General features: G+C 70.1%; 22 protein-coding genes. 12 read left to right on the plus strand and 10 right to left on the minus strand.

All coding sequences use genetic code 11. The annotated features are described in order from the left end of the window. The first annotated feature begins 118 nt into the window (after nt 1-118). Nucleotides 119-4,066, plus strand: coding sequence for a ThuA domain-containing protein (locus FHU34_RS13810; protein ID WP_145780446.1), 3,948 nt, complete (start codon nt 119-121; stop codon nt 4,064-4,066). A 60-nt stretch (nt 4,067-4,126) separates the two neighbouring features. Here FHU34_RS13810 and FHU34_RS13815 read toward each other — a convergent pair whose 3' ends face one another. Beyond that, on the minus strand, nt 4,127-4,588 hold the full coding sequence (locus FHU34_RS13815; RefSeq protein WP_145780447.1) for a septum formation initiator: 462 nt from the start codon (nt 4,586-4,588) through the stop codon (nt 4,127-4,129). A 102-nt stretch (nt 4,589-4,690) separates the two neighbouring features. On the opposite strand from FHU34_RS13815, the gene FHU34_RS13820 reads away from it, so the two are divergent. The 4 genes from FHU34_RS13820 to FHU34_RS13835 all read left to right on the plus strand — a co-directional run bounded on the left by FHU34_RS13820 (nt 4,691) and on the right by FHU34_RS13835 (nt 7,900). Next, complete coding sequence (locus FHU34_RS13820; protein ID WP_145780449.1) at nt 4,691-5,386, plus strand: response regulator transcription factor; 696 nt, start codon at nt 4,691-4,693, stop codon at nt 5,384-5,386. Further along, nucleotides 5,383-6,672, plus strand: coding sequence for a sensor histidine kinase (locus tag FHU34_RS13825; RefSeq protein WP_145780450.1), 1,290 nt, complete (start codon nt 5,383-5,385; stop codon nt 6,670-6,672). Before FHU34_RS13820 ends, FHU34_RS13825 begins: the two co-directional genes overlap by 4 nt. A gap of 28 nt (nt 6,673-6,700) precedes the next feature. Further along, nucleotides 6,701-7,255, plus strand: a complete 555-nt coding sequence (locus FHU34_RS13830; RefSeq protein WP_145780452.1) for a DUF5872 domain-containing protein — start codon at nt 6,701-6,703, stop codon at nt 7,253-7,255. Between the two features lie 105 nt (nt 7,256-7,360). Next, nucleotides 7,361-7,900, plus strand: coding sequence for a PepSY domain-containing protein (locus tag FHU34_RS13835; protein WP_145780453.1), 540 nt, complete (start codon nt 7,361-7,363; stop codon nt 7,898-7,900). Between the two features lie 114 nt (nt 7,901-8,014). Here the strand turns inward: FHU34_RS13835 and FHU34_RS13840 are convergent, their stop codons facing one another. Beyond that, nucleotides 8,015-9,907 carry an ABC transporter ATP-binding protein gene (locus FHU34_RS13840; RefSeq protein WP_145780455.1) on the minus strand — a complete coding sequence of 631 codons (1,893 nt, stop codon included), beginning with the start codon at nt 9,905-9,907 and terminating at the stop codon, nt 8,015-8,017. Between the two features lie 141 nt (nt 9,908-10,048). Here FHU34_RS13840 and FHU34_RS13845 point away from each other — a divergent pair, with 141 nt between their 5' ends. Both FHU34_RS13845 and FHU34_RS13850 read left to right on the plus strand, forming a co-directional pair. Continuing rightward, nucleotides 10,049-10,882 carry an alpha/beta fold hydrolase gene (locus tag FHU34_RS13845; RefSeq protein WP_145780456.1) on the plus strand — a complete coding sequence of 278 codons (834 nt, stop codon included), beginning with the start codon at nt 10,049-10,051 and terminating at the stop codon, nt 10,880-10,882. A gap of 136 nt (nt 10,883-11,018) precedes the next feature. Continuing rightward, nucleotides 11,019-11,594: a DinB family protein gene (locus tag FHU34_RS13850; protein WP_145780458.1), complete on the plus strand. Its 576-nt coding sequence runs from the start codon at nt 11,019-11,021 to the stop codon at nt 11,592-11,594. Between the two features lie 12 nt (nt 11,595-11,606). Here the strand turns inward: FHU34_RS13850 and FHU34_RS13855 are convergent. The 5 genes from FHU34_RS13855 to FHU34_RS13875 form a co-directional block, all read right to left on the minus strand. After that, nucleotides 11,607-12,471 (minus strand): IS5 family transposase gene (locus FHU34_RS13855; protein ID WP_208745152.1). Its coding sequence is split into 2 segments (ribosomal slippage): nt 11,607-12,132 and nt 12,131-12,471, totalling 867 coding nucleotides; the frame shifts between segments, so codons are not numbered across the junction. A gap of 101 nt (nt 12,472-12,572) precedes the next feature. Next, the gene (locus FHU34_RS13860; protein WP_145780459.1) at nt 12,573-13,823 is read right to left on the minus strand and encodes an HNH endonuclease signature motif containing protein; all 1,251 of its coding nucleotides are present in this window, start codon (nt 13,821-13,823) and stop codon (nt 12,573-12,575) included. A 91-nt stretch (nt 13,824-13,914) separates the two neighbouring features. Continuing rightward, a complete protein-coding gene (gene trxA, locus FHU34_RS13865) occupies nt 13,915-14,262 on the minus strand; it encodes a thioredoxin (protein WP_145780461.1) in 348 nt (115 codons plus the stop codon). Continuing rightward, a complete protein-coding gene (locus FHU34_RS13870; RefSeq protein ID WP_145780463.1) occupies nt 14,232-14,624 on the minus strand; it encodes a MerR family transcriptional regulator in 393 nt (130 codons plus the stop codon). Before FHU34_RS13870 ends, trxA begins: the two co-directional genes overlap by 31 nt. A 343-nt stretch (nt 14,625-14,967) precedes the next feature. Further along, nucleotides 14,968-16,173, minus strand: a complete 1,206-nt coding sequence (locus FHU34_RS13875) for a chitosanase (RefSeq protein WP_145780464.1) — start codon at nt 16,171-16,173, stop codon at nt 14,968-14,970. A gap of 278 nt (nt 16,174-16,451) precedes the next feature. On the opposite strand from FHU34_RS13875, the gene FHU34_RS13880 reads away from it, so the two are divergent. Further along, nucleotides 16,452-17,090, plus strand: coding sequence for a hypothetical protein (locus tag FHU34_RS13880; RefSeq protein ID WP_145780465.1), 639 nt, complete (start codon nt 16,452-16,454; stop codon nt 17,088-17,090). Nucleotides 17,091-17,135: 45 nt separating this feature from the next. Here FHU34_RS13880 and FHU34_RS13885 read toward each other — a convergent pair whose 3' ends face one another. Next, the gene (locus tag FHU34_RS13885) at nt 17,136-18,761 is read right to left on the minus strand and encodes a glycoside hydrolase family 43 protein (protein WP_145780467.1); all 1,626 of its coding nucleotides are present in this window, start codon (nt 18,759-18,761) and stop codon (nt 17,136-17,138) included. A 256-nt stretch (nt 18,762-19,017) separates the two neighbouring features. Here FHU34_RS13885 and FHU34_RS13890 point away from each other — a divergent pair, with 256 nt between their 5' ends. Genes FHU34_RS13890 through FHU34_RS13905 form a run of 4 tightly spaced genes read left to right on the plus strand, consistent with a single transcriptional unit; the run spans nt 19,018 to nt 23,266 of the window. Beyond that, on the plus strand, nt 19,018-20,313 hold the full coding sequence (locus tag FHU34_RS13890; RefSeq protein WP_145780468.1) for an extracellular solute-binding protein: 1,296 nt from the start codon (nt 19,018-19,020) through the stop codon (nt 20,311-20,313). Nucleotides 20,314-20,365: 52 nt separating this feature from the next. Further along, nucleotides 20,366-21,364: a carbohydrate ABC transporter permease gene (locus tag FHU34_RS13895; protein WP_145780469.1), complete on the plus strand. Its 999-nt coding sequence runs from the start codon at nt 20,366-20,368 to the stop codon at nt 21,362-21,364. Beyond that, nucleotides 21,361-22,197, plus strand: a complete 837-nt coding sequence (locus tag FHU34_RS13900) for a carbohydrate ABC transporter permease (RefSeq protein WP_145780471.1) — start codon at nt 21,361-21,363, stop codon at nt 22,195-22,197. Before FHU34_RS13895 ends, FHU34_RS13900 begins: the two co-directional genes overlap by 4 nt. A gap of 52 nt (nt 22,198-22,249) precedes the next feature. Further along, a complete protein-coding gene (locus FHU34_RS13905) occupies nt 22,250-23,266 on the plus strand; it encodes a LacI family DNA-binding transcriptional regulator (protein WP_145780472.1) in 1,017 nt (338 codons plus the stop codon). A gap of 40 nt (nt 23,267-23,306) precedes the next feature. Here the strand turns inward: FHU34_RS13905 and FHU34_RS13910 are convergent, their stop codons facing one another. After that, a complete protein-coding gene (locus FHU34_RS13910) occupies nt 23,307-24,011 on the minus strand; it encodes a SanA/YdcF family protein (RefSeq protein WP_145780473.1) in 705 nt (234 codons plus the stop codon). A gap of 46 nt (nt 24,012-24,057) precedes the next feature. Next, nucleotides 24,058-25,392: an extracellular catalytic domain type 1 short-chain-length polyhydroxyalkanoate depolymerase gene (locus tag FHU34_RS13915; protein ID WP_145780474.1), complete on the minus strand. Its 1,335-nt coding sequence runs from the start codon at nt 25,390-25,392 to the stop codon at nt 24,058-24,060. Between the last annotated feature and the right edge of the window lie 183 nt (nt 25,393-25,575).

Below are 25,575 nucleotides of genomic sequence, written 5' to 3' on the forward strand. Positions count from 1 at the left end.
GTGGGAGAGTCCTTGACGCGCCCGTCACCGGGACGCAACGATGCATTCACATATCTCGTCCCACCACCGCCTGGCGTGATCGGCGCACGCCGTCCCCGCACCGCGAAAGGACCCCACTGTGCGCAGATCCCTGAGATCGTGGCTCGGCCTCGCGCTGAGCACGATCCTCGTGGCGGGCGGCATCGTCGCCGCGCCACCCACGGCCAGCGCCGCACCGTTCACCGTCCTGGTCTTCAGCAAGACCGCCGGGTTCCGGCACGGATCCATCACCCCCGGCATCGCCGCCATCCAGCAACTCGGCGCGGCCAACGGGTTCACCGTCGAAGCCACCGAGGACGCCGCCCAGTTCACCGACGCCAACCTGGACCGGTTCGCCGCGGTGATCTGGCTGTCCACCACCGGCGACGTGCTCAACGCCGCCCAGCAGGCCGCGTTCGAGCGCTACATCACCGGCGGCGGCGGGTACGTCGGCGTGCACTCCGCCTCCGACACCGAGTACGACTGGCCGTGGTACGGCGGGCTGGTCGGGGCGTACTTCGCCTCGCACCCGGCCGAGCAGACCGTCACCGTCAAGGTCGCCGACCAGGTGCACCCGTCCACCGCGGGGTTGCCGCAGCGGTGGAGCCGGTTCGACGAGCTGTACAACTACCGGACCAACCCCCGGGGCAACGTGCACGTGCTGGCCACGCTGGACGAGACCACCTACACCGGCGGCAGCATGGGGGCCGATCACCCGATCTCCTGGTGCCAGAACTACTCCGGCGGCCGAGCCTGGTACACCGGCCTGGGCCACACCGACGCGTCGTACAGCGAGGCGAGCTTCCGCCAGCACCTGCTCGGCGGCATCAGGACCGCGGCGGGGGAGGTCGACGCCGACTGCGGTGGCACCGTCAACAGCAGCTTCCAACAGGTGGAGCTGGCCAAGGGCGCGGCCGAGACCGGTGAGCCGATGAGCCTCACCGTCCTGCCCGACCGGGGCGTACTGCACACCTCCCGCAACGGCGTGATCCGGCACACCGACGCCAACGGCAACACCAAAATCGCCGCCACCCTGCCGGTCTACACCGGCGACGAGGAGGGCCTGCAGGGCATCAAGGCCGACCCCAACTTCGCCACCAACCGCTGGGTGTACGCGTTCTACGCCCCACCACTGAGCACACCCGGTGGTGGCGCACCGGCCACCGGCACCCCGGCCGACTTCGCCGTCTGGGAGGGCGTCAACCGGCTCGCCCGGTTCACCGTCAACGCGGACAACACCATCAACCTGGCCAGCGAGACGCTGATCCTCAATGTGCCGACCAGCCGGGGCATGTGCTGCCACGTCGGCGGTGACATGGACTTCGACGCGGCGGGCAACCTCTACCTGTCCACCGGCGACGACACCAACCCGTTCGACTCGGCCGGCTTCACCCCGATCGACGAGCGCGCCGGACGCAACCCGGCGTTCGACGCGCAGCGCACCTCGGCGAACAGCAACGACCTGCGCGGCAAGGTGCTCCGGATCAAGCCGAGCGCGGCCGGCGGCTACACCATCCCGTCCGGCAACATGTTCGCCCCGGGCACCGCGCGGACCCGTCCGGAGATCTACGCGATGGGCTTCCGCAACCCGTTCCGGATGAGCGTGGACAAAGCCACCGGCATCGTTTACCTCGGCGACTACGGTCCGGACGCGGGCACCGCCGACCCGAACCGGGGCCCGGCGGGCAACGTCGAGTTCGCCCGCATCGACCGGCCCGGCTTCTACGGCTGGCCCTACTGCACCGCCCGCAACGACGCGTACAACGACTACACCTTCCCGTCCGGACCGTCCGGGGCGAAGTTCAACTGCGCGGGCGGGCCGGTGAACAACTCACCCAACAACACCGGCATCACCCAGCTCCCGCCGGCCGTCCCGGCCTGGTTGCCGTACGGCGGCTCCGGTTCGCCGCCGGAGTTCACCGGTGGCGGCCTGTCGCCGATGGGTGGCCCGGTCTACCGGTACGACCGCACCAGCACCTCGCCCGTGGCGTTCCCCGAGTACTACGACGGGACCTACTTCGCCGGTGAGTTCGGTCGCCGCTGGATCAAGAACATCAAGCTCGACTCGACCGGCCAACCACTGAAGATCAACCCCTTCCCGTGGACCGGCACCCAGGTGATGGACATGGAGTTCGGCCCCGACGGCGCGCTCTACGTCCTCGACTACGGCACCGGCTGGTTCAACGGCGACGCGAACTCGGCGCTCTACCGCATCGAGTACGCCCGCGAGGGCCGGGCGCCCGTCGCGAAGGTGTCCGCCACCCCGACCAGTGGCACCGCGCCGCTGACCGTGGCCTTCTCCTCCGCAGGCACCCTCGACCCGGACGGGGACCCGTTCACCTACGCCTGGGACTTCGACAACAACGGCACCACCGACTCGACGGCGGCGAACCCGAGCTTCACGTACACCACCAACGGGACCCGCAGCCCGACGTTGACGGTCCGGGACACCACCGGCAAGACGGCGACCGCGAGCGTGGTGGTCACGGTCGGCAACAGCGCCCCGGTGGTCACCGTGAACACCCCGTTGAACGGGCAGACCTTCACCTTCGGGGACGCGGTGCCGTTCACTGTCACCGTCACCGACGCCCAGGACGGTGCGATCAACTGCGCCCGGGTCAAGGTGAACTACGTCCTCGGCCACGACTCGCACGGCCACCAGCTCGGCAGTGTGCAGGGCTGCTCCGGGGTCATCCAGACCTCGGCCGACGGCGAGCACGACACCGCGGCGAACATCTTCGGCATCATCGACGCCGAATACACCGACCTGGGCGGCGGTGGTCAGCCCGCGCTGACCACGCACACCCAGGCCGTCCTGCAACCTCGGGTACGGCAGGCCGAGCACTTCGGTGACTCGTCCGGCGTCCAGATCGTGGCGGGTGCGGCCGGGCACGGCGGCGCGGCGGTCGGCTACATCGACAACAACGACTGGATCTCGTTCCGCCCGTACAACCTGACCGGCGTCCAGTCGTTCAGTGCCCGGGTCGGCGCGCCGGCCGGCGGCGGTGGCACGTTGGAGCTGCGGGTGGACTCGCCCACCGGCCCGCTGGTCGGCTCGGCCACCGTCACCTCCACCGGCGGGTACGCCACCTTCGCCACTGTCACCGGAGGGATCACCGCCCTCACCGGCACCCGGACCCTGTTCCTGGTCTTCAAGGGCACTGGTCCGTACTTCGACATCGACGAGTTCACCCTCTCCACCAGCCCCGGCGGACCGGGGCCGGACCCGGACCCCGACCCGGATCCCGAGCCGGGTGCGAACCTGGCCCGGGGCAAGCCGGCGCGAGCGTCCAGCTTCGAGGGCGCGTACGGCGCGGCCAACGCGTTCGACGGCGTGGCCGGCACCCGCTGGGGCAGCGCGTTCAGTGATCCGCAGTGGATCGACGTGGACCTCGGTGCCACCTACGCGATCAACCGGGTCAAGCTGACCTGGGAGGCGGCGTACGGCAGCGGCTACCAGATCCAGACCTCCCCGGACGGCGTCAACTTCACCACGATCCGCACGGTGACCGGCGGCGACGGCGGAGTGGACGACCTGACCGGGCTCACCGGCTCCGGCCGGTACGTCCGACTCCTCGGCACCACCCGGGGCACCGCCTGGGGCTACTCGCTGTTCGAGTTCGAGGTGTACGGCGGCACCGGCGGCCCGACCGGACCGACGGGCAACCTGCTCCTGAACAAGCCGACGACGACGTCCAGCAACGAGGGAGCCGACGTGACGGGCGCCCAGGCGGTCGACGGCAGCCTCACCACCCGCTGGTCGAGCACCTTCTCCGACCCGCAGTGGATCCGCGTCGACCTCGGCAGCCCGACCGCGATCGGTCGGGTCAAGCTGAGCTGGGAGGCGGCGTACAGCAGCGCGTACCAGATCCAGACCTCGAACGACGGCACCACCTGGACCACTGTGAAGTCGGTGACCGGCGGCGACGGCGGAGTGGACGAACACACAGCGCTCAACGCCAACGGTCGCTATCTGCGGATCAACGGCACCGCCCGGGGCACCGGCTACGGCCATTCGCTCTGGGAGGTGGAGGCGTACACCAGCTGAACCACCACCACCGACGTGGCCGGCACGGGTCTCCGTGCCGGCCACGTCCGTCCCCGCGGGTCAGTCGTCGGCGACGGACACCGGCTCCGAGCCGATGCAGCGCACCTTCAACTCGTACTCCCGGGTCGGCCCCTGGAACGTGACCTCGACGTCGTCGTCCGGGCCCCGGTCCACGTCCCGGACCCGGTAGCCCTGGGCGGGGGCCCAGGACACGAGGCGTACGCCGCCGGTGCCGCACTCGGCCACGGCCGTGCCGCCGTCGGTGGCGAACCCCCGGCGGACCCCGGAGCTGGCGCTCGGCGCGGCGCTCGTGCCCGGTGCGGTGGAGGCGGCACCGGTCGTGCCGGTGGGCACCGGTTCCGGTGCGGCGAGCGCCCGCTCGATCTCGGCTTCGCTGCGCACCCCGCCCGGGGTGCCGGTGATGCTCTCGCCCACCAACCGGATCGCGCCCAACCCGATCAGGGTTGCCGCGGCGGCGGTGGCCACCCACCCGGTGGCGACGAGGATCGAACGACGGCCCATGCTCCGACTATCCCCGATCAATCGTTGTCGTCGGCACATGCGGAGGCTAAGGCACGGTTAACGGGCGTCTCGCCGGCAGCGGAAGCGGTTAGCCTGCCACCTGTGGCCCGCCTGCTGCTCATCGAGGACGACCTGACCATCCGTACCCCGCTGATCCGTGCCCTCCGGGAACGCGGCCATGCGGTGGCCGCGACCTCGACCGCGATGGCCGGGCTCCGCGACGCGCTGGAGGACCGGCCCGACCTCGTCGTGCTCGACCTGGGCCTGCCCGACCTGGACGGGCGTGAACTGCTGCGGATGCTGCGCGCGGTCAGCTCGGTACCGGTCATCGTGGCCACCGCGCGCGACGACGAGACCGAGATCGTGCGGGTGCTCGACGCGGGCGCCGACGACTACGTGGTCAAGCCGTTCACCGCGGCGCAGCTCGACGCGCGCGCCCGGGCGGTGCTGCGCCGGGGCCCAGCCGGCGCCGACGCGCAGGAGGCGGCGCTCGTCGTCGGTGGGCTCCGCGTCGACCCCCGGGCCCGGCAGGTCACCCTGGACGGGGTGACTGTCGAGCTGACCCCCCGCGAGTTCGACCTGCTGCACCACCTGGCCGGCCGACCCGGCCAGGTGGTCACCAAACGTGAGCTGCTCACCGAGGTCTGGCAGATCCCGTACGGGGGCGCGGACAAGACCGTCGACGTGCACCTGTCCTGGTTGCGTCGCAAGTTGGGGGAGAACGCACAGCAGCCTCGCTACCTGCACACCGTGCGCGGGGTCGGGGTCCGCCTCGAAGCGCCGGCGGCGCAGCCGTGAGGGCACGTCTCGCGCTGCTGGTCGCCGCGGTCAGCGTGCTCACCCTCGTCGCGTTCCTGGTGCCGCTGGCGTTGCTGGTCCGTACCGTCGCGGAGGACCGGGCCACCGTCCGGGCCACCGCCGACGCGCAGAGCCTGGTGCCGGTGGTCGGCACCGCCGACGCGGCGACCATCCGGCTCACCGTGGAGCAGCTCGCGGCGGAGTCCGGACGGCCGGTGAGCGTCTTCCTGCCGGACGGGACGGTGCTCGGCGCGCAGACCCCTCGTACCCCGGCGGTGGCGCTGGCCGCGCGCGGGCAGAGCCTCACCGGGGAGTCGGCGGACGGCCGTGAGGTGGTCATCGCCGTGCAGGGTCGGGCGGACGGCACCGGCGTGATCCGGATCGCGGTGCCGCAGCACGAGTTGACCGCCGGGGTCACCAGGGCCTGGTTGGTACTGGCGCTGCTCGGCGTGATCCTCGTGCTGATCGGGTTGCTGGTCGCCGACCGGTTGGCGCGCACCCTGGTCCGCCCGATCAGCGACCTCTCCGCCGTCTCCCACCGTCTGGCCAACGCCGAGTTGGACGCCCGGGTCACCCCCGCCGGCCCGCCCGAGCTGCGCGAGGTGGCCGGCGCGCTCAACCATCTCGCCACCCGCATCCAGGTGCTCCTGGTCCAGGAGCGCGAACAGGTCGCCGACCTGTCGCACCAGTTGCGTACCCCGCTGACGGCACTGCGGCTGGAGGCGGAGTCGTTGCGCGACCCGGACGACGCCGCCCGGATCACCGCGGCGGCCGACGGTCTCGAACGCGCGGTCACCGGGCTGATCCGACAGGCCCGGTGGCGTCACTCACCGGCGGCCCAGCCGGCCGTGGCGGACGCGGCGGCGATCGTCGCCGACCGGGTCGCGTTCTGGTCGGTGCTGGCCGAGGACACCGGTCGGGCCGTCACCCTCGACCTGGCCTCCGGCCCCCTCCCGGTCGGTGTGGCCGCCGACCATCTGACGGCGGCCGTGGACGCGCTGCTCGGCAACGTCTTCGCGCACACCCCCGACGGCACGCCGTTCGCCGTCGGGCTCGCCCGCGACGCCGGGGAGGTGGTCCTCACCGTCGCCGACGAGGGTCCGGGCATGCCGGCCGGTGCGGTCCAGCGAGGCGCGAGCGCGGCCGGGTCGACAGGTCTCGGCCTGGACATCGCCCGCCGCGCCGCGCAGGCCGCCGGCGGTCGCCTGGACCTGCGTGCCGGTCCGGGCGGCGGGGCGCAGGTGCTGCTGCGGCTCGGGCCGCCGGTGTCGTTGCCGGAGGCATAGCCGCTGCGGTGCCGGGTAGCTGCCAGTCATGGCGCGGTATACGAAACCCGAGCTCAGAGAGCAGATCAAGGAAGAAATCAAGGCTTCCGACAAGGGCGGCAGGCCGGGGCAGTGGTCGGCGCGAAAGTCGCAACTGGTCACGCAGGAGTACAAGAGGCGCGGCGGGGGATTCCTGGGCCAGAAGGACGATCGGCAGAAGGCTCTGCAGCGCTGGGGCAACGAGAAGTGGCAGACGAAGGAGGGCGACACCCGAGCGCGCAAGGGCGGCACGACGAGCCGTTACCTGCCCAAGAAGGCCTGGGACGAGATGTCGGAGAGCCAGAAGCGCGCTACCGACACCAAGAAGCGCGAAGCGTCCCGGACCGGTAAGCAGTACGTGGCCAACACCGGGCCGGCCAAACGAGCGCGGCGAGACGCCACGACGGCCGGCCAGATGACAGAGATGTCGGTAACCGAGGCGGTCAAGCTGGTCCGCGGCCTGGACACGCGACAGCTCAAGACCGCCCTGCGTAACGAACGAGCCAGCAAGGACCGCAAGACGCTCGTCCAGCGGCTCGAAGCGGAACTCAACCGGCGGGGCTGACCCGGCCGTCGACGCCTTAACCGGGCCTTAGTGTTCGGACAGCGCGCTGCTATCCCAGTTCAGCCGATCCTCGAAGTCGACAACCGAGGAAAGGTGGACACCACGATGAAGCGCACCAATCTGCTTCTGGCGTCGGTCGGCGGTTCGGCGGTGCTGGCGGTGGCCGGGGTCGCGCTGGGCGTCAACGCCGCGAACGACTCGCGGTCGGGCGGCACGACCCTCGCCGCGGCGACCGTCGCCCCGACGCCCACGGACGCGCCCGGTGCCAGCGGTTCGCCGTCGGCCAGCGGTTCGCCGTCGGCCGACACCCCATCGGGTACGCCGTCGAGCGGCGCTCCGTCGAGCGGTCCGCCGGCCGGCGGTGCTCCGGCTGGCGGCGCGGTCGACGAGAAGCGGGCCGGTGAGATCGCGCTCGCCAAGGCCGGTGGCGGTCAGATCACCGAGGTCGAGGCCGAGCAGGAGAACGGCCGGCCGGTGTGGAGCGTCGAGATCGTCGCTGGCGACACCGAGCACGAGGTGGACGTCGACCGGGACAACGGCTCGGTGGTCAAGGCCGAGCAGGAGCCGGTCGACGACGCCGACGACAAGGACGACGACGCGGACGACAAGGACGACGACGCGGACGACAAGGACGACGACGACTGACCGTCTGATGCCGTCGCCCGCCCTGGGGCTCATTCAGGGCGGGCGACTGGTCGTTCGCCGCCCGCCCTGGTGCTCGCTCCGGGTGGGCGGCGGCAGGGCTTCGGGCGGGCTGGCTCAGACGGTGACGCGTTGCTCCTGGACGGCCGGCTGGTCCTCGGCGAACTGGGTGCTGTACAACTCCTGGTACCGGCCACCGGCGGCGAGCAGGTCGCTGTGCCGCCCCCGTTCGACGATCTGCCCGTCCTCGACGACGAGGATCTGATCGGCTGACCGGATGGTGGAGAGCCGGTGCGCGATGACAACGCTCGTCCGGCCGGTCAGGGCTTCGGCGAGAGCATCCTGGACCGCCGCCTCCGAGGTGGAGTCGAGATGCGCTGTCGCCTCGTCGAGGATGACCACGCGCGGGCGGGCCAGCAGCAGTCGCGCGATGGTGAGCCGCTGCCGCTCACCGCCCGACAATCGGTAACCGCGTTCCCCGACGACGGTGTCGAGCCCGTCCGGGAGCGAGCGGATCAGCTCGTCGAGCCGGGCCCGCCGCAGCACGTCCCACATCTCGTCCTCGGTCGCGTCCGGGCGAGCGAACACCAGGTTGGCGCGGATGCTCTCGTGGAAGAGGTGCCCGTCCTGCGTCACCACGCCCAACGCCGTCCGGATCGATTCGGCCGACAGGTCGCGTACGTCGACGTCGGCGAGCTTCACCGCGCCGTCCTCGACGTCGTACAGGCGTGGCACGAGCTGCGCGATGGTCGACTTGCCCGCCCCGGAGGAGCCGACGAGCGCGACCATCTGCCCCGCCTCGGCGCGGAACGACACACCGTGCAGCACTTCCTCGCCGCCGCGCGTGTCGAGCTTCGCCACGTCCTCCAGGGACGCGAGCGACACCTTGTCCGCCGACGGGTAGCCGAACCGTACGCCGTCGAACTCCACAGCGACCGGTCCCTCGGGGAGGGGCCGGGCGTCGGCCTTGTCGAGGATCAGCGGCTTGAGGTCCAGGACCTCGAACACCCGCTCGAAGCTCACCAGCGCGCTCATCACCTCGACCCGGGCGCTGGCCAGCGACGTCAACGGCGCGTACAGGCGCGACAGGAGCAGTGCGAGGGCGACCACGGTCCCGGCGTCGAGGCTGCCCCGGAGGGCGTAGAGGCCGCCCAGCCCGTACACCAGAGCCAGCGCCAGCGAGCCGACAACGGTGAGCGCGGTGATGAAGACCCACTGGAGCATTGCGGTACGGACGCCGATGTCGCGGACCCGTCGGGCCCGTGCGGCGAACTCGGCGGACTCCTCGGCCGGCCGCCCGTACAGCTTGACCAGCGTGGCGCCGGGCGCGGAGAACCGTTCCGTCATGCGGGTGCTCATGGCGGCGTTGTGCTCGGCGGCCTCCCGCTGCAACCGGGCGAGCTTCGACCCCATGCGTCGGGCGGGTAGCACGAAGATGGGCAGCAGGATGAGCGCCAGCACCGTGATCTGCCACGAGAAGGTGAGCATCACGGCCAACGTCAGGATCAGCGTGACGGTGTTGCCGACCACGCTCGACAGCGTGTCGCTGAAGGCGCGCTGCGCGCCGATCACGTCGTTGTTCAACCGACTGACCAGCGCACCCGTGCGGGTCCGGGTGAAGAACGCGACGGGCATGCGTTGGACGTGGTCGAAGACCGCCGTCCGGAGCTGCACGATCAGCCCCTCACCGATGCTCGCGGACAGGAACCGCGTCACCAGACCCAGGCCGGCCTCGGCGAGCGCGATCAGGGCGATCAGCACCGCCAGCCGGATCACGACGCTGCTGTCGGCGCCGTCCACGATCGCGTCGACCACCCGCCCGGCGAGAATCGGCGCCGCGACCGTGAGGACGGCTGTCACCACGCTCAACAACAGGAACCTGACGATCAGCGGACGGTGTGGCCGCGCGAACTGCGCGATGCGCTTCAACGTGACGCGGGACAGCGGGCGCTCGTCCCGTGCGTTCATCGCGTGGTGCAGGGACGTCCACGCGGCAAATTCCATGCTCATGCATTACCTCCGATATCGGAGGTTAGGACCTCACCCGAGCTTGAGGTCAAGTCATTTCGCCGGGCGGGGATGCGCGCCGACCTCCGACCCGACCGTTCCGCGCAGACAAGCGGGCCCACCCGAGCCGCCATACTGTCGGTCATGGACGTGCGCGGCGACGACGGGTGCCGCCTGTGGGTCGAACAGGCCGGCACGGGGCCGCCGCTGGTGCTCTGTCACGGCGGTCCGGGCCTCTGGGACTATCTCGGCCCGCTGGCCCGGCTGCTCGACGGGCACGCCCGTACCATCCGCTGGGACCAGCGCGGGTGCGGACGCTCGCAGCGGCGCGGACCGTATCGCCTCGGCCGCTTCGTGGCCGACCTCGACGCGGTACGAGACCAGGTGGCCGGACCGCGAACGGCTGTGTTGGGTCACTCGTGGGGTGCACACCTCGCGTTGCGGTACGCCATCGAACACCCCGAGCGAGTCAGCCATCTGATCTACGTCTCCGGGACCGGGATCGACCCCGATCACGGCTGGCACCCGCACTACAAGCGGAACCTGAGGCTGCGGCTCGGGCCTCAGCTGGACCGGTGGGAGGCCCTCAGCGCCCACGCCCGCACACCTGCGGAGGAACGTGAGCGGGCGGTACTCCAGTGGTCGGTCGACTTCGCCGAGCAGGGCACCGCACTACACCACGCGGAGAGGATGGCCACGCCATGGCTGGGCATCAACCACGAGTGCAACCAGGCACTCAACGCGGAGGTCAGGCAGGAGCTCAGCAACTCCGACATGGCCGGGCGGTGCCGGGCGCTGGACCTGCCCGTGCTGATCATCTGTGGCACCGAGGACATTCGTCCCCGCTGGGCCGTCGACTCGTTGCACCACGCGTTGGCCAACAGCCGACGTGTGAGCCTTGCCGGAGCCGGCCATCTGCCGTGGGTCGAGAAACCGGACGACTTCCGTCGAGCGGTGACTGACTTCCTGAAGCAATAGGGCCGCCAGAATCTGAGCCGCTGACCGTGGCTCCCAGATCCGCGAAAGCGCCGATCCAAGGGGCTGTCCTACCGATCATGAGCTCTGCGAATCGTCCGGGGCAGCGCGACATCCAACCGGATGCCATAGTGCCGCGATGAAGGCAGACCTGCACAGTTACTTGAAGGGCGGCCGCGACGCGCTGCTGTGGAAGCTCGACGGGCTCAGCGAATACGACATTCGCCGCCCGTTAACCCGGACCGCGACCAACTTGCTCGGTCTGGTGAAGCACTCGGCGGCCATGGAGATCCTCTACTTCGGCGTCGTGTTCGGCCGGCCGTTCGAGCAGGAGCTGCCGTACGTCGGCGACGGAGCAGAAACCAATGCCGACATGTGGGCGACCGCGGATGAAACCCGCGAGGAGGTCGTCGCACTGTACCGTCGCGCGATCGCCCACGCCGACACCACCATTGCAGCTCTTGCGCTGGATGAGGTAGGCCGCGTGCCGTGGTGGGGCGATGCAGCGGTCACGTTGCACCACGTCGTGGTCCACGTCATCGCGGAAACACAACGGCACGCCGGCCACGCAGACATCGTGCGCGAACTCATCGACGGCGCGGCCGGACTGCTGCCCAGGAACGACAATCTGCCCCCCGCCGACGAGTCATGGTGGCTGGACTACCGCCAGCGAGTGGAGCAGGCTGCCCTCGATGCCAGCAAACGCAGCAACTAGGTTCTCTGTCGATCATGGAAGCCAGATGATGGCGGCGATGAGGACGAGGCTGGCGCGGTAGAGGGATGCGCGTTTGGCGTATCGGGTGGCCAGGTCACGCCACTGCTTGAGCCGGTTGAAGCAGCGTTCCACGACGTTGCGCCTGCGGTAGACCGCCTTGTCGAAGGCCGGTGGTCGCCCGCCCGCGCTGCCCTTGGCGGCCCGGCGGGCGACCTGGTCCGACCGTTCGGGGACGACGTGCCGGATCCCTCGCTGCCGCAGGGCTCGACGCGTCGAGTCATGCGCATAGCCCTTGTCGGCGATCAGCACCTCGGGGCGCTTGCGGGGCCGGCCGGGTCCGGGGTCGTTGACCCGGATCGCGTCGAGCAACGCCAGTAGTTGGGGGTTGTCGCCGGCCTGGCCCGGGGTGAGCAGGATCGACATCGACCGACCACGACCGTCGACGACGAGGTGGATCTTCGTGCTCAGCCCTTCACGGGATCGGCCGATGGCCTCACCATCTTGCGCACCAGGTGTCGCCGCACTTGTCGCAGAGCCCCTTTTTGCGGGCGCCAGCGGCATGCTGGTGCGCCCGCACGATCGACGAGTCGATGCTGATCGTCCACTGCACCGGTGTGCCGTCGTCGTGGACTTGCGCCGCGGCCAGGATCCGATCCCACGTGCCGTCGGCCGTCCAGCGACGCAGCCGTTCGTGGCAGGTCTTCCACGGCCCAAAGCGATCCGGCAGGTCACGCCACGGCGCACCCGTGCGCAGCTTCCACATAATCCCGTTGATCACCTGCCGAGGATCCTGCCACCACCCCCGAGCACCGCCCGGTTCCGGCAACAGCGGCGCGATTACCGCCCACGCCTCATCGGTCAACTCACCACGACGCACCACCGGCACATCGTCAGCGATCAACCACTACAAGATCGGCAGGACACGCCCTAGACGGACTGGCTCGTCGACCGGCAGGCTGCCAGTCTTCGTGGGCCCTTCTACGTTCGTCGGTGGTAGTGGTTGCGGCGCGGAATTTGGTCGGGGTCGAGCCAGGCCGGTGGCACGAACTCCGGATTGCCGTCGTCGCCGAGCCGCACCGTCCACTCGCTGTGGTGGATGTGCCGGTGGTGGTGGCCGCAGAGCAGCACGGCGTTGTCGAGGCTGGTCGGGCCGCCGTCGGCCCAGTGGTGGATGTGGTGGGCGGCGCACCAGCGCGGCGGCCGGTCGCAGCCCGGGAACGCACAACCGCCGTCGCGCAGCACCAGAGCCCGACGCAGCGGCCCGGTGACGAGTCGACGTTGTCGACCGACGTCGAGGACCTGGCCTGCGCCGCCGAGGACGGCGGGCAGGATGGTGGCGTCGCAGGCCAGTCGGCGCACCGTGTCGGGGGTGAGCTGCAGGCCGATGTCCAGTGCGCCGCTGCCTAGCTGCCGGGTCAGCCCGTCGTACCCGGTGGTGACGACGATCTGGGCGGGGTCACCGCCGCTGTCGGGCAGCTCACCGGTGCGTAGGGCGAGTCGGCAGACGTCGGCCAGAGCGTCGTGGCGGCGTTGGCCGGCGCAGCGGGTGTCGTCGGGGCCGGCGGGTGCGCTGAGCGGGTCGATGGCGGCGCGCACCAACGCGGCGGCCTCGGCGTCGAGGGTGCCGCTGAGTCGCAGCCGCCCGTCGGTTTGCGCGGACAGCGTGAGGTGTCGGTCGCGGGTGGCGCGGGCGTCCTCGGCGGCGAGGGCCGCGGCTGCGGCGGCGTCGGCGAGGTCGGGGGCGACGTGGTCGAGGATCCGGGTGCCCATGCGACGCAGCAGGGTGGGGTCGAACTGCCCGGCCCATTCCACGAGCACGCCGACGGCCTTGCCGGCGGTTTCGGTATCGGCGGTGGTCTGCACGGTGGTGGCGGTGTCGGCGATGACGCGGGCCTGGTCCAGGTTGATGGTGCCGTCGGCCAGCGCTTGTCGGATCTGAGGGTTGCCGGTGTCCAGGGCGGTGGCGAGGTCGACCAGGCGGCGGGCGGCGGGAACGGTCATGCGCAGTCGTTCGCGTAGCCAGATCGTGGTGGTGGAGGCGCCCTGCGCGCGGGCGGTGCCGCGGCCGTCGATCTCGCGGACCAGGGTCAGGGTGACGGCGGCGAGGCGTTGCTGAAGACGGTGCGCGGCGTCGAGCGCGGCGACCAGCTCCTGCTCGGTGAGGGGCCAGGCGGCCGTGTCGACGCAGGCAGCGACCGCGTCGTCCGCCTGCGCCAACTCCTCAACCATGACCGGATACTAGAACAGGTGTACGACAAATTCAGTCACCATGATCGATTGCTGTCAGACCATGCGGAGAGGATTCGGCCGGCGGTGACTGTCACAGGCCGGCGTGCATGGTCAGGCTCTGCCGCAGGTGGAGTTTCGGCCTGGATCCGACGACCGAGCCGACGACCTCGCCCCCACGGAACACCAGCAGCGTCGGCAGGGACATGACCGCGTAGCGTCGCGTGGCCTGTGGGTTGTCGTCGGAGTTGAGCTTGGCGATGACCATCCGGTCGCCGAACTCCTGTGCCAGCTCGACGAGGCTCTTCTCGATCATCTTGCACGGCGGGCACCACTCCGCCCAGAAGTCGACCACGACGGGCCGGTCGCTGGTCAGCACCAGCTCGGCGAACGTGTCGTCGGTGACGGTGATCAGGGAGCTGACGCTCGTTTCCTGGGGCATGTTTCCTCCCGGTGCGCGATGGCGTGGGTGAGCTGGGTGTGCAACTGCTGACGGACCGCTCCGAGTCGATCGAGGTAGTCGTCGACCTCGGCGAGCTTGCGTCGCAGCACCAGCACGGAATCGGGACAGACGTCGCCGGACGCGTTGCCCGCCCGCAGGCAGGCGACGAACGGACGGACGTCGTCGAGGCCGAAGCCGACGTCGAGCAGCGCCCGGATCTCCCGGACGACCCGCAGCTCCGCCTCGTCGTAGACGCGGTAGCCGTTCGCCGAGCGCTGCGGGTGTACCAAGCCGTGGGCTTCGTAGTAGCGCAGCGTCCGGGTGCTCGTGCCGGCCCGTTCCGCCAGCTCGCCGATCAGCATCAGACCTCCTCGACCAGCCTGTCGCGACCAGGCTAAACCTTGCCGTCAGCGTCAAGGCAAGGCTGCGCCCGGCCCGGGCGGGCTGGCTGGCCCGCGCCAGCCCGCCAGGCCCGCGACCGGACCAACCCCGGACATGGCTCAGGGCGCCGGTTTGCCGGCGCCCTGAGCGTGTGAGTCCCAGGGCCTGTGTCGAAGCCCCTGGCCGGCCTGCGGCGGGCCCGGACGACGACCGGCCGCGTTGGATATTCGCCCGGATACAACACCGGTATCCGAACGAACATCCGCCTTGCCGGACCGCCGCCCGGACTCCGCCTCGGCTCGACCGAGGACTTCGACACAGGCCTTAGCCGATGCGGAACTGGTCGCCGTAGACGGCGAACGCCAACGGCGTGTTCAGGTTGAAGTTGCCGTTGTTGAGGAACACCCGCTGGGCGGTGTCGACCCGGGACGTGTCGGAGTGGGCTTCTTCCTTCTTCATCTCGATGACCCGCTCGTCGAGGAACGCGTTGAGCCAGGTTCGCTCGTCACCGCCCTGCGCCGGGGGCTTCGCCCGGGCGAGGGCGCGGTTGCGGATCTGCCGCATGCCCTCGTACCCGTGCATGACTGCCGCGTCGTAGTAGGCGAACTGGCCGAGTGCCCGGACCTGGTCGTTCTTGCCGTCGCGTACCGACGGGTTGAAGTAGACGCGGTCCCGCTCGGCCTCCTGGGCGGCCCGGAAGACCGAGTCGTTGGCCGCCGTGCGCCAGTCGCGGGGGAAGTTCGGGTCGAGGCCCGAGTGCGAGGGGGTGCCGTTGACGGCGCGCAGCGCCGGCAGGTAGCCGGACAGTACGTTGCCGGGCTTCGTGTTCGTGTACGCCTGCACCAGTTCGAGCATGTCGCCGGTGCCGGAGCAGAAGCCGATGATGCCGGCGGTGTAGCCGCGTCCGTCGCCGATGTCCTCGATGTAGGAGAACTGGGCACGCCAGTCGAGGGAGGAGTTCTCCGCAGCCGAGACGAGCTGCATGGCGACGTCCTTCTTCGCCGGGTCGTCGAGGTTGGTCCCGGCCGGGGTGGTGGGCGGAGGGGTGCTACCGCCGCCGGGCAGGGTCCACTGCTGGTTCGAGGTGCCACCGCAGGTCCAGATCTGCAACCGGGCGCCGTTGGCGGTGCTGCGGTCAGTGACGTCGAGGCACTTGCCGGAGGCGGAGTTGACGAGAGCGCCGTTGCTGGCGGTCCACTTCTGCGCGCCGGTGCCGTTGCAGTCGTACAGCTGGATCTTGGCACCGTTGGCGGTCGACGCGGCGGTGACGTCGAGGCACTTGCCGAGCGCCCGGATCGAGGTGTCGGTGTTGCCGACGGTCCACGTCTGGGCTGCGCTGCCGTTGCAGTCGTAGAGCTGGACGGCGGTGCCGTTGGCCGAGTTGGCGCCGGCTACGTCGACGCACTTGCCAGCGAGACCGGTGATCGGGCCGGCGGTGGCGGCGCTCGCCGACGGCAGGCCGTAGCCGACGGCGGCGACGCCGATCAGCAGGGTGCCCGCGACGTAGGCGGCTGTTCTCTTGTGAACCATGGTGTTCCTCGGGGAAGGGGCGGCAGGCCGCCAGCCGGTCGGTGCCCGGCGCGGCGATTCGACCCCGGCGGGCACCGCGAGCATCAGGAAACTGTATTAACAGATATCAGTACGTCGGTGAGCCGTCAATCGGCGTCAGCCGTCCGTGACGAGGCATGTTCACCTCGTTGACGGCCACCCGAGAGCTCGATGCCCGGACCGCACAGTTAGATGTCGTCAGCAGTGCCGCGGCCCGGGCGAGCAGACCTGGGACGGCACCCAGACGCAAGGAGTGCTCCATGGCAGTCGACCCCCGCCGTACCCGGCCTCTGTGGGCCACGGCTACCGCCGTGCTCGCCCTGGCGGCGCTGTCCGCCTGCGGCGGCTCCGGCGGCGCCGACCCGGTCGGCGCGGCCGCCACGAGCAGCGCCGCCACGAGCAGCGCCGCCGCGCCGACCGCTGTCGCGCCGACCGACGCGGCACCGCCGCCGGCCAAGGGCAAGCTGCGCGGGTACGGCACGGTGCGGCAACTCAGCGAGACCGCGGACCTGGTGGTACGCGGTGAGGTCGAGCCGGCCGGCTTCCGGGTCGATGAGGTGCTGCGCGCGGCGAACGGGGCGTCCGTGAACGCCGGGGCGCGCATCACGCTCGCCAGCCTGCCCGCAGGCGTGCCGGACATGGCCCACATGTCCACGCTCGAACCGGGCCAGGTCGCGGTGCTCTACCTCGCCAAGGACCCGGCCGCCTCGACGTTCCGCACGCTCAGCGGAGACTTCGGCGTGTTCGACGTGACCGGGGCCGGCGACGACGCGGTCGCGGCGTCCCGCTCGCAGGCCATGGCCGTCAGCGGCCTGGTCACCGAGGACCCGGCCGCCTCGGGCCACGGCTTCCGCACCACCCTCGGCCAGCTCCGCGCCGTCGCCGCCCAGGTCGAGTAGAACGGCTGGAACGCGGACGGCACCCGCCGGGTGCCGTCCGCGTGCTCACTGCTCCCGGTAGGTGGCCAGGTCGAAGTCGGCGTACGCGCCGTCGCCGCCGAGATCCTGCACCCACAGGCCGAGGAACGCCCCGGTGAAGCCCCACGCCGCCGGCTCACCGTCGATGATCAGCGCGGCGTGCTCGTCGGACAGGATGGTCGCGTCCAGGTCGACGCCGGCTGGCTGCCAACCGGCGCCGAGGTCGTAGTCGAAACGCACCACCGGCCCGTCGAACACGGCCCGCAGACCGACCCGGGTGACGCCGCTGACGTCAACGGTCAGATCCGGGTACGGGGTGCGCCTCCCGTTGTCGGAGCTGAGCAACTCCAGCACCGTCCGCCCGTCGTCGTCGCGGGTCAGGTAGAGGTGGTGCCAGTTCAGGGTGTTGTAGTACGCGGTGACCCCGGCGAGCTGCCGGTGGTCGGCCGGGTCGAACTCGACAACGGTCTCCAGCGAGCAGTGCATCGCCCCGACACGTCGCGCGACCAGGCTCGGGGCCTGCCGTCCGACCGGCGACTGCCCGCCGTGGATCCGCACGTACGACGGGCGGGCGTGCAGGTCGACCCAGTCGGTGGTGGCCGGTCGGCGCAGCGTCGACCAGCACAGGCCCAGCTCGGGGGCGTCAAAGTGATCGGTCTCGGGCTCCGCCGGCCACGGGTGCGCGGGCAGGTCGGGTGCGACGACCTCGTCCGCCGGAACCCCTCCGGCGATCTTCGGCCACTCACCCGACGGCCACTCGACCCGTTGGATCGCGGTCTCCCGGCCGAGCACACAACTGCCCAGCGGGGAGTAGGGGCGCCCCACCAGGTGGGCCAGGTACCACTCGTCGGTCTGGGTACGAACCAGGCTGCCGTGACCCGCCTTCTGCAACCGCAGGTCGGGGCGGCCCACGGAGGTGAGCAGCGGCCCGTCCGGATCGACCTCGTACGGCCCGAACAGGTCCCGGGACCGCGCCATGGTGACCTGGTGCTCCCAGCTGGTGCCGCCCTCGGCGGTGATCAGCCAGTACCAGCCGTCGTGGCGGTAGATGTGCGGGCCCTCCGTGACACCGACCGAGGTGCCGGTGAACAGCATGCGCGGACTGCCGACCAGCCGACGCTCGGCCCGGTCGTACTGCTGGATCTCGATGCCGCCGAAGCGGTCCCGGCCGGGTCGCCAGTCCGCGCTCATGCTCAGCAGCCACGTGGTGCCGTCCTCGTCGTGGAACAGCGCCGCGTCGAAGCCGCGCCCGTGCAGCTTCACCGGGTCCGACCAGGGACCGGCGATGTCCTCGGCGGTGACCAGGAAGTTCTGCGGATCCCAGTAGCCGCTGGCGAAGCTGGCCACGTCGCTGTAGACGAGGTAGAACAGACCGTCGTGGTACGTCAGGTCGGGTGCCCACACGCCGTTGGAGTCACCGCAGCCACGCAGGTCGAGCAGGCGGCGGTCGGTGATGACCCCGCTCAGGGTGCGCCAGTTCACGAGATCACGCGAATGGTGCACACGCACGCCCGGATACCACTCGAAGGTCGAGGTAGCCAGGTAGTAGTCGTCGTCGACCCGCAGGATCGACGGATCCGGGTGGAACCCGGCGAGGACGGGGTTGCGGATCGACCGGGTAGCGGTCGCCACGTTAGCGATGTCGGTCGACACGTAGGGGCTCCTCTGGACGGGCTGTCTGGAACTTCCGGAAACTTGCGGTCCCGGATCGCTGGAAGTCCTGCCTACGCTAGCCGGTCTTTTCGCAATAGGACAGAGGGCTTGACCGTTGCGGAAACAGCTCGTAGCGTGCCCGCCATCGACCGGTAATACCGGCGAAGCTTTTTGAAAGTTCCGGAGATCCATAGGTTCCCACCACGCCGGCCGTGCCGGCAACCGAGCACCCCGTGAGTTCCCGAAGGGATGGATCATGACCCCGCACCTTTCCCGCCGAACGCTGCTCGGCCTCGCCGGTGCCGGCGCTGGCGCGTACCTGCTGAGCGCCTGTAGCGGTGACGACAAGTCCGGCGACCCGAACGCCCCGCAGACCATCAACTGGTGGCACATCCAGAACACCGAGCCGATGCTTCCGGTCTGGGCGGCGATGGCCAACGAGTACAAGGCCGCGCACAGCAACGTCACGTTCACCATCCAGCCCCTGGAGAACGAGGCGTTCAAGGCCAAGCTCACCACCGCCACCCAGGCGGGCGACCCGCCGGACCTGTTCCAGTCCTGGGGTGGCGGCGTGCTGAAGCAGCAGGTGGACGCGGGCCTGGTCAAGGACCTCACCGACGACGTGAAGGACCTGGTCGCCGGCATCCTGCCCGCCGCCATGCAGCCGTACACGATCGACGGCAAGATCTACGGCATTCCGTTCGACATCGGCATGGTCGGGTTCTGGTACAACAAGGAGCTCTTCACCCGCGCCGGCATCACCGAGACCCCCACCACCTGGACCGGGGTGCTCGACGCGGTCCGCAAGCTCAAGGCCGCCGGCATCACCCCGGTCGCCCTGGCCGGCAAGGACAAGTGGCCGGCCCACTTCTACTGGTCCTACCTCGCGATGCGCATCGGTGGTGTCGACGCGCTGCAGAAGGCTGTCGACAGCAAGAACTTCGACACCCCCGACCTCGTCGCCGCCGGTGAGCGGCTCAAGGAACTCGTCGACCTGCAGCCGTTCCAGAAGGGCTTCCTCGGCGCGGAGTTCGGTTCGCCCGACGGTCAGGCAGCCACCATGGGCAACGGCAACGCCGGCATGGAGCTGATGGGGCAGTGGGCGCCGGCGGTGCAGGCCTCCAGCTCCACCAGCAAGAAGGGCCTCGGCGACAAGCTCGGCTTCTTCCCGTTCCCCTCCGTAGACGGCGGCAAGGGCGCGGCGACCGAGGTCTTCGGCGGTGGCAACGGCTTCGCCGTCGGCAAGGACGCGCCTGCCGCCACCATCGACTTCCTGAAGTTCCTGCTCAGCGTCGAGAACCAGAAGCGCTCCGCGCAGACCAACGCCGTGCTGCCCACGGTGAAGGACGCCACCTCCGCCATCAGCGACCCCAACAACAAGGCCGTCGCGGAGGCCCTGTCCAAGAACACCGGCTTCCAGCTCTACCTCGACCAGGCGTACGCGCCCGCGCTCGGGCAGCAGATCAACGACAGCGTCGCGGAGATCATCGCCGGCAAGAAGTCCCCGGCGGCGATCGTCAAGGACATCACGCAGGTGGCAAAGACCGCCTGATCGTGACCCGTCACCCGTCCGTAGCCGGCCGTAGAACCCGAGTGGAGCAGGAATGACCAGGCCATCGACCGTGTCCGACCTGAGGCGCGGCGACACGGCGACCGATCCGCCGGCACCGGGGCCGGGCACCGCGCGCAAGCGTGGCCGCCAGCCCCGGCCGGGCCGGGGTGGCGTCCTCGCCGTGTTCCTGGCGCCTGCCCTGGCGCTGTTCGTACTGCTGGTCCTCGCCCCCATCGTGGTGGCCGCCTACGCCAGCTTCTTCAAGTGGAACGGCTTCGGCCTGCCGGAGAACTTCATCGGGTTGGACAACTACACCCGTGCCTTCGGTGACCCGACGTTCCGCGGCGACCTGTGGCGTGGCCTGATTCTGGTGGTGCTGTCCCTGGTCGTGCAGCTGCCTGTTGCGCTGGCCCTGGCCATGCTCCTCAATCAGCCACTTCGCGGGCGGGCCGTCTATCGGCTGATCTTCTTCGCCCCGTACGTGCTCTCCGAGGTCACCACGGCCGTCCTGTTCACCCTGGTGTTCTCACCGAACCGAGGGCTGGGCGAGGGGGTCGCCCGGTGGCTGGGCGCCGACGCGGGCACCGTCTTCGCCGACCCGGACACCGTGCTGTACGCCGTATTCCTGGTGGTGTCCTGGAAGTACTTCGGCCTCTACATGATGCTCTTCCTGGCGGCCCGGCAGGGCATCCCGAAGGAACTGCACGAGGCGGCGGTCACCGACGGCGCCACCGGCTGGCAGGCGTTCCGACACGTCACCCTGCCCCTGCTCGGCCCGACGATCCGCATCAGCATCTTCCTGTCGGTCATCGGCACCATCCAGCTGTTCGACATGGTGTGGGTGCTCACCGGTGGTGGGCCGATCCACTCCTCGGAGACGCTGGCCGTCACGATGTACCAGTTCGGCTTCCGTCGCTTCGAGGTCGGCTACGCGAGCGCCATCAGCATCGTGATGTTCCTGCTGAGCCTCATCTTCGCCCTGTTCTACCAACGCATCGTCCTGCGTCGTGACACGGCGGGCGCGATCACCACCCAGGGAGGCCAGCGATGACCGCCACGGCGAGTCGCGCCCAGCGGACCCGCAGCGTCGTGCTGCACCTCGTCTGCATCGCCGTCGGCGTGCTCATCGTCGTGCCGGTGTACTTCGGCGTGCTCGGCGGCTTCAAGGACAACGGCCAGTTGTCCACCAACCCGCTGGGCTGGCCCGACCCGTGGGTGCCGAACTACTTCGAGATCCTGGGCAACGGGGTGTTCTGGCGGCAGCTCGGCAACAGCCTGCTCATCGCCGTGACCAGCACCTTCATCGTCGTCGGCGCGGCGGCGATGGCCGCGTTCGTCTTTGCTCGCTACGCCTTCCGGGGCCGCGAGTTCCTGGTGACGTTGTTCGCGATCGGCCTGATGTTCCCGTTCGCGGTGGCGATCCTGCCGCTGTTCGTGCTGCTGCGCAGCGTCGGCCTGCTGGACAACCCTCTCGGCGTCATCCTGCCCCAGGCCGCCTTCGGGCTGCCGATCACCATCATCATCCTGCGCCAGTTCTTCCGGACCATCCCGGCCGAGGTCGAGGAGGCCGCCGTCCTCGACGGCTGCGGCCCCTTCGGGTTCTTCTGGAAGGTCCTGCTGCCGATGGCGCGCCCCGCCCTGGCCACCGTCTCGGTGCTGGCGATCGTCACCAGCTGGAACAACTTCATGCTCCCGCTGGTCGTCTTCAGCGATCAGAGCTGGTGGACCCTCCCGGTCGGGGTCCAGGCGTTCCAGGGCCAGTACGCCGACGACACCGCACGGGTGCTCGCCTACGTCGTGCTGTCCATGCTGCCAGCCCTGGGCTTCTACGCAGTCGCCGAACGTCAACTCATCGGCGGCCTGACCGGCAGCGTCAAGGGATGACATCGCAGCACCGCGAGCAGACCTGAAGCTTCCGGTACGACGAGGGGGGACCGTGGGCGCGGAGAACGGCCGAAACGTCACCATCGCCATGATCGCGCGGTTGGCGGGTGTCTCCGTACCCACGGTCTCCCGAGTCATCAACGGCCGCTCCGACGTCGCTCCCGACACCCGGGAGCGCGTCGAGGCCCTGCTCAACCGGCACGGCTACCGCCGCCGGTCACCGGCCCGGCGTACCGACGCGGCCCTCATCGACCTGGTCTTCAACGACCTGGACAGCCCGTGGGCCGTGGAGATCATCCGCGGGGTGGAGGACGTCGGCCAGACCAGCGGCGTCGGCACTGTCGTCTCGGCCATCCACTGGCGCATCTCCTCTGCCAAGCAGTGGCTGGACAACATGCGTACGCGCTCCACCGAGGGCGTCATCTTCGTGACGTCGATGGTGAACCCGCCGTTGCAGGCCGAGCTGCGCCGGCTCCACCTGCCGGTCGTCATCATCGACCCCGCCGGAGTGGACCCGCAGGAATCACCCACCATCGGCGCCACCAACTGGGCGGGCAGCCTGAGCGCCAACCAGTACCTGATCAGCCTGGGGCACCGCCGGATCGGCTTCATCGCTGGCCCGCCGCACCTGATGTGCAGCCGAGCCCGGATGGACGGCTACCGGGCCGCCCTCGGCGCCGCCGACATCCCCATCGACGACGCCCTCATCCGACCGGGCAACTTTTACCACGAGTCCGGTTTCAGCGCGGGTACTCAGTTGCTGGCCCTGCCCGACCCACCCACCGCCATCTTCGCGTCCAGTGACCAGATGGCACTGGGCGTCTACGAGGCGGTCCGCAAACGCGGCCTACGGGTGCCCGACGACGTCAGCGTGGTCGGGTTCGACGACCTGCCGGAGGTCCGGTGGTGCTCCCCGCCGCTGACCACCGTCCGTCAACCCCTGGCCGAGATGGGCATGCTGGCCGCACGGACCGTCCTGCGCCTCGCCGGCGGCGAGAAGACCGAAAGCCCTCGGGTCGAGCTCGCCACCGAGCTGATCGTCCGCGACAGCGCCGCGCCACCCCGCTGACCGCGCCGCGCGGCTCGTCACGTTCGCGCGGCCCTCGCCGTCAGGCGTCGCGGAGCGCGTCCTCGACGCCACTCTCGCGGCGACCGAGGTGCGCGGGCTCCCGGCCGGACAGCACGTCCAGCGCGGCCTTCAGGCAGGCGCCGTTCTCGCGCATGGAGCCGAACCGCCAGGTCAGGGAGTACTGTTTCGCGCTGTCGTCGCCCACCCCCTGGGCGTCGATGCCGAGCCGTCGACACAGTGCCACGGCCCGGGGCAGGTGAAACGACTGGGTAACGACCGTCGCGCGTCGCACCCCGAAGATCTGCCGGGCCCTGGCGCAGGAGTCGTACGTGTCGAAACCGGCGTAGTCGAGCACCACCTTCCGCGCCGGCACACCCCGGTCGACCAACCAGCCCTGCATCGCCTCGGGCTCGTTGTAGTCCGCGTTCATGTTGTCGCCGGACACCAGGATCGCGCTCACCCGCCCGGCGTCGAACAACCGCCGCGCGATCTCCAACCGGGCGGCGAGGACCTCCGACGGCGTACCGTCGGCGTCCACCTTCGTGCCCAGGACCAGGGCGACGGGCGCAGCGGGCACGTCGGCCTCGCTGTAGAGATGGCCGTCGGCGGTGTCGCGGACCCACCGCACGCTGGCGACCGTACCCCCGGCCAGCAGCACCGCACCCACCACCAACGCGAAGAGAGTACGGCGGACGAACCGCCGGTGCTCCCCGTACCACCGCGCCACACCGAAACGTCCCCGCATGCCGGCGAGACTAATCGGGTGGCGCTTGTCGCGATCGGTCACCGCCTCAGTTTCGGGTCCACTTCTGGCTGTTGCCGCCGGTGCAGTTCGCCAGGACCATCGTGGTGCCGTTCGCGGTGCCGGCGGCGTTCGGTGACAGGCACAGGCCGGACTGCACGCCGGTGACCGTGCCGTCGGTGTTGAGGTTCCACTGCTGGTTGGCGCCGCTGCCGCAGGTCCAGATGATCACGCGGGTGCCCGGTGTGGTCGCGGCCCCCTCGGCGTCGAGGCACTTGGTCCCGTACACCTGGAGTTGTTTCGTGGTGGTCGGTGTCCACTGCTGGTTGGTGCCGCCGTTGCAGTCCCACAGCGTCAGTTGGGTGCCGTTCGTCTGTGACCTGGACGGCACGTCCAGGCAGCGGTTGGCGCCGACGTTGCGCAGCGGTGCTGCGGTGCCGCTCGGTGGTGGGGTGGTGGGGCTCGTGGTGTCGAAGCCCAGGAACCGGATGGCCTGGGCGGCGTCGAACGGAATGGAGTGGCCGTACCCCTGGAAGCTGATCGCTTCGACGGGCGCCGTGCCGCCGGTGCCGCCGTAGCGGGTGCGAGTGGCGCTGGTCTGCGGTGTGTCGGTGTAGCTGGGTGTCTGGGACACGCCCAGGACGTTGGTCCACTGCTTGACCTGCTCGCCGAAGTTGACGTAGCTCAGCGTGGTGTCCGTGGTGCCGTGCCAGATCTGGACCCGGGGTCGGTTGCCGGTGTAGCCCGGGTACGCGTTGCGGACCAGGTCACCCCACTGCTGTCCGGTCCGGACGATCCGCCCGCCGGAACACTCGCTGTTCCACTCCGCGCCGTTGGTGGTGGCGAAGCAGCCGAACGGGACACCCGAGGAGCTGAAGCCCGCGTGGAACAGGTCGGGGTAGAGGCCGAGCATGACGTTGGTCATCATCGCGCCGGAGGAGAACCCGCCCACGCCGATCCTTGTGGAGTCGACGGGGTACCGGCTCCGGACGTGGTCGACCATGGACTTGAGGCCGATCGGGTCGCTGCCACCGTCGCGTCGGAGGGCCTGCGGCGAGGAGACGTCCCAACACTTGCTGCTCCGGGTCACCGATGGGTAGATCACGATGAAGCCGTAACGGTCGGCCAGGGTGCTGAGGCCAAAGCCGGTGTGTACCGCCGGGCCGCTGCCGGTGCAGTAGTGCAACGCGAGGAGCAGGGCCGGTTGGGCCGCTACCCGGTCCGGCACGTACAGGTGCATCTGCAGGTTCGTCGGGTTGGTGCCGAAGTTGGTCACCTGGGTGAGCGTCGCGGCCGACGCCGGGGTGGCGACAGTTGCCACTGTCGCCATCGTCGCGAGCGTCGTCGTGAGCGCGGCAGCCAGCAGTGCGGTTCTGAATCTCATCGGCGATTCCTCTGGTCATGGGTCGGCGGACCCGGCGGCAGCACGTCGTGACCGTCGGAGTCCGACCAGCGGAGGCTCGCCCGGAGAGCCACGGACGCTGATCGCATCGCATCGACTGTGAGCGATAACATCCCGGTCGTCAAGCCGTACCGCGCACGCCCTTCCTCCGCATGGGAAGGGGGT

This window comes from Micromonospora taraxaci (assembly GCF_007830095.1).
Lineage (GTDB): Bacteria > Actinomycetota > Actinomycetes > Mycobacteriales > Micromonosporaceae > Micromonospora > Micromonospora taraxaci.

Excerpts from the sequence above, each read along its gene's own strand:
- FHU34_RS13890 (WP_145780468.1), top strand. The coding sequence starts at position 19,018 with ATGACCCCGCACCTTTCCCGCCGAACGCTGCTCGGCCTCGCCGGTGCC.
- FHU34_RS13850 (WP_145780458.1), top strand. The coding sequence starts at position 11,019 with ATGAAGGCAGACCTGCACAGTTACTTGAAGGGCGGCCGCGACGCGCTG.
- trxA (WP_145780461.1), bottom strand. The coding sequence starts at position 14,262 with ATGCCCCAGGAAACGAGCGTCAGCTCCCTGATCACCGTCACCGACGAC.
- FHU34_RS13860 (WP_145780459.1), bottom strand. The coding sequence starts at position 13,823 with ATGGTTGAGGAGTTGGCGCAGGCGGACGACGCGGTCGCTGCCTGCGTC.
- FHU34_RS13840 (WP_145780455.1), bottom strand. The coding sequence starts at position 9,907 with ATGAGCATGGAATTTGCCGCGTGGACGTCCCTGCACCACGCGATGAAC.
- FHU34_RS13830 (WP_145780452.1), top strand. The coding sequence starts at position 6,701 with ATGGCGCGGTATACGAAACCCGAGCTCAGAGAGCAGATCAAGGAAGAA.
- FHU34_RS13815 (WP_145780447.1), bottom strand. The coding sequence starts at position 4,588 with ATGGGCCGTCGTTCGATCCTCGTCGCCACCGGGTGGGTGGCCACCGCC.
- FHU34_RS13835 (WP_145780453.1), top strand. The coding sequence starts at position 7,361 with ATGAAGCGCACCAATCTGCTTCTGGCGTCGGTCGGCGGTTCGGCGGTG.
- FHU34_RS13875 (WP_145780464.1), bottom strand. The coding sequence starts at position 16,173 with ATGGTTCACAAGAGAACAGCCGCCTACGTCGCGGGCACCCTGCTGATC.
- FHU34_RS13910 (WP_145780473.1), bottom strand. The coding sequence starts at position 24,011 with ATGCGGGGACGTTTCGGTGTGGCGCGGTGGTACGGGGAGCACCGGCGG.
- FHU34_RS13845 (WP_145780456.1), top strand. The coding sequence starts at position 10,049 with ATGGACGTGCGCGGCGACGACGGGTGCCGCCTGTGGGTCGAACAGGCC.
- FHU34_RS13870 (WP_145780463.1), bottom strand. The coding sequence starts at position 14,624 with ATGCTGATCGGCGAGCTGGCGGAACGGGCCGGCACGAGCACCCGGACG.
- FHU34_RS13895 (WP_145780469.1), top strand. The coding sequence starts at position 20,366 with ATGACCAGGCCATCGACCGTGTCCGACCTGAGGCGCGGCGACACGGCG.
- FHU34_RS13880 (WP_145780465.1), top strand. The coding sequence starts at position 16,452 with ATGGCAGTCGACCCCCGCCGTACCCGGCCTCTGTGGGCCACGGCTACC.
- FHU34_RS13900 (WP_145780471.1), top strand. The coding sequence starts at position 21,361 with ATGACCGCCACGGCGAGTCGCGCCCAGCGGACCCGCAGCGTCGTGCTG.
- FHU34_RS13915 (WP_145780474.1), bottom strand. The coding sequence starts at position 25,392 with ATGAGATTCAGAACCGCACTGCTGGCTGCCGCGCTCACGACGACGCTC.